Source organism: Nocardia pseudovaccinii NBRC 100343, from assembly GCF_001613225.1.
Lineage (GTDB): Bacteria > Actinomycetota > Actinomycetes > Mycobacteriales > Mycobacteriaceae > Nocardia > Nocardia pseudovaccinii.
This window is the reverse complement of record NZ_BDBY01000403.1, coordinates 1-2,879: the sequence shown is the minus strand read 5'-3', so window position 1 is coordinate 2,879 and position 2,879 is coordinate 1. Positions and strand designations below refer to the sequence as shown.

Sequence of the window (2,879 nt, the reverse complement as noted above, 5' to 3'; positions counted from 1 at the left end):
GGCCCGCGAACGTCGCTCGTAAAACTCGCTCCGTTGTCGTCCGGTCAGGAGGCCCGTCGAACGAACAGCCTAGAGCAGTGGACGAACAAACTGGGCGACAGGTCAGTTCGTGCCACCGACGCAGGCGCAGAACAACTGGGCGTCACCGTCGACGGCCTGGGCGCGAATCTCGGTGTCGGCCGCCGATATCCACGCCGCCGCGCCGCGTCCCAGCACCAGCTCGCTCACTCCTTGCAACAGCCGCACGGTCCCTCCCGTGCACAGCACGATTCCCGGCCCGGCGGATGTCAGCGGCACCTGCCCGGATCCCGCGGTCAGATCGAACCGCCGCAGCGCGAACTCCGGCGCGGGGGTCCGATAGTGCACCGACCCATCGCCCGCCGGTTCCGCGAGCACCACCGGCAGATCGATCGGCTCGAAGTCCAGCACCCGCAGCAACTCCGGCACATCGACATGCTTGGGCGTGAGACCACCGCGCAGCACATTGTCGGAATTGGCCATGATCTCGACGCCGAGCCCGCGCAGATACGCGTGCAGATTGCCCGCCGCGAGGAACAGTCCCTGTCCCGGTTCCAGTGTCAGCCGATTGAGCAGCAGCGCGGCCAGCACACCGGCGTCGCCCGGATATGCCTCGGCGAGTTCGAGTGTGGTGCGCGCCTCGGCGGTGAACTCCCGGGCGCCCTTCACCGAGAGATAGCGCACGCATCCGTCGAGCACCTGGGGGAGCAGTGTGCCGAGGACATTCTGCGGCAGCGTGATCCAGGTCGTGAACAGTGTCCGCAGTCCCGCCGAATCAGGTTGGGCGGCGAGCAGATCCGCATATGAGCGCAGGCCCGGCACATCCAGTGCGCGCAGCAGCTCGACCGTGCGATGTGGATCCCGGAATCCGGCCAGTGCCTCGAACCGGTCCAGCGCGACAACCAATTCCGGCTTGTGGTTCTCGTCGCGATAGTTGCGCATCGGCGAATCCAGCGGCACCCGCGCGTGATTTTCGCGCTCGAATCCGGCCCGCGCCTGCGCCGAACTCGGATGCGCCTGCAGCGATAGCGGTTCCTCGGCGGCCAGGATCTTCAACAGGAACGGCAGCCGCCCGCCGAATTCCGGTGCGGCGGGCCCGAGTTCGCGCTCCGGATCGTCCGCGACCAATTCCAGCAGTGAGCGGGTGCTGTTCTCCAAGCGGACATACGCCGGATCGGCGGGATGCGCGCCGAACCACAGCTCCGCCTCCGGATGCGCGGAAGGGACCGGTCGGCCGCACAACTGAGCGAGTGCGGTGCGTGAACCCCAGGCATAGGAACGCAGCGCACCAACGAGTTCGTGCACTAGTAGTGTCCCCCGTCGAGCTGTTCCGTGGACTGTGTCGCACCGCTGCGCGAGCCGATCAACCGCAGATAGGCAGCGGCCATCTCCAAGCGCAGCGCGAGCACCGCGAGTTGTTCGAGTTCGCTGGCATGGGCGATGGTGCCGGGCAGCGGCGCGCCCGAATCATCCACTCTGGCAGGCATGGGCGCGGCGGGATCGGTGAGCGAGGTGTGCAGCGGTTCGATATCCGCGCTCACCAGATCGGCGTCGACCAGACCCGATCCGTTGCCGCCGAAGACGGCGAGCCGGCGCCGCGCTGCGGCCTGATCCAGATCCGCGCTGAGCACGAACACCCGGATGCGCTCCACCGGCGCCGGTCCGTCGAGTTCTTCGTCGTGGAACAGTGGATCGAAGTTCGGCGCGGATTCGCCTGCGGCCTCGACCATTCGGGGGTTGGCGGCCACGGCCTCGGCCAGACCCACCGCGGTGGCGACCCTGCCCGCCGACTGCAACAGCACCTCGGCGCCGTGCTCGGCGAGTTCGCTGGCGGCCGGGGAGTCCCCGGCCAGCACGACGGCGCGCTGCTGCATGCGCGCGGCCAGCGTCTTGGCCGGATTGTGGAAGACCTCGTTGTGCGGGCCATCGCGTAATGCCTCGGCATCGAGCACATCGGCCAGCTCGGTCAGATCGGGTACGGCCGCGCCGGAGCGGGTCGGATCGACTATGCGCAGCACCGCGATACAGGCGGCGAGGAAACGCAACAGCCGATTATGGTCCAGGACCGGAATCCGTGGCGCCAGCAGTGAGGTACGCCCGGCCGCCGCGGCCCGCAGCGGACCTTCGTGCGGCGCGGCGACCACAACCTCCGCGCCCCGGCGCTGTGCCCGGTCGACCGCATCGATCAGCCGGGGATCACCCGCGTCGTCGCCCGCGACCAGTACCACGTCCAGCGGGCCGACCCATGGTGGAAGGGCAGCGACCGGGACCACGGGTAGGCCCGCTCGGTCGCCGAGTGCGGCGACGATCAGACTCGCGGCGCGCGCGGCCCGGCCCGAGCCGGAGACCAACACCACGCTGCGTGGTCGCAGATCCGCGAGGCGCGCGAGCGCGTCCTCACCGACTGCTGCCGCGGTCGCGCGTACCTGCGCGCCGCCGGATGCCGCAGAGCGCAGGGCGCCGCCGACATCGGCGGCCTCGAGCGAAGCGGCATCGTCGAGGTCGAGCACCGGTGTTCCAGCGATCATCGGGCGTCCCACCTCCCCTCATCGCGCTGTGTGCGGTCCCGCCCTGCTCCCACCCGGGCTGTCGACTCGGAGGGATCGACACGGGCGCCCGGGTCGGGCGAATCCAACATCTGTAATTCCACTATTCCAGTCAGGAGCGAACGATGCTCAGAATCGCGGTATCGGGCTGAGCCGTCCCCTTCCTCGGGCTTCGAATCGTGACCCTGCGCGTCCACTCCGGCTGTGATTCCACTATCCCAGTCAGGGCCGGACGATGCTCGGAATCTTGGTATCGGGCCGAGCCGTCTACTTCCCCGCTCTCCGAATCCAGCGCAAGTGACTGCCTCCCCATGT

The 2,879-nt window shown here is 68.7% G+C and carries 2 protein-coding genes; both read right to left on the bottom strand.

Annotated elements, in window-relative coordinates; genetic code table 11:
* Positions 1 to 102 precede the first annotated feature (102 nt).
* Positions 103 to 1,323, bottom strand: coding sequence for a mannose-6-phosphate isomerase, class I (gene manA, locus NP3_RS43210; RefSeq protein WP_063047484.1), 1,221 nt, complete (start codon positions 1,321 to 1,323; stop codon positions 103 to 105).
* Positions 1,323 to 2,546 carry a serine/threonine-protein kinase gene (locus tag NP3_RS43205; protein ID WP_063047483.1) on the bottom strand — a complete coding sequence of 408 codons (1,224 nt, stop codon included), beginning with the start codon at positions 2,544 to 2,546 and terminating at the stop codon, positions 1,323 to 1,325. Before NP3_RS43205 ends, manA begins: the two co-directional genes overlap by 1 nt.
* Between the last annotated feature and the right edge of the window lie 333 nt (positions 2,547 to 2,879).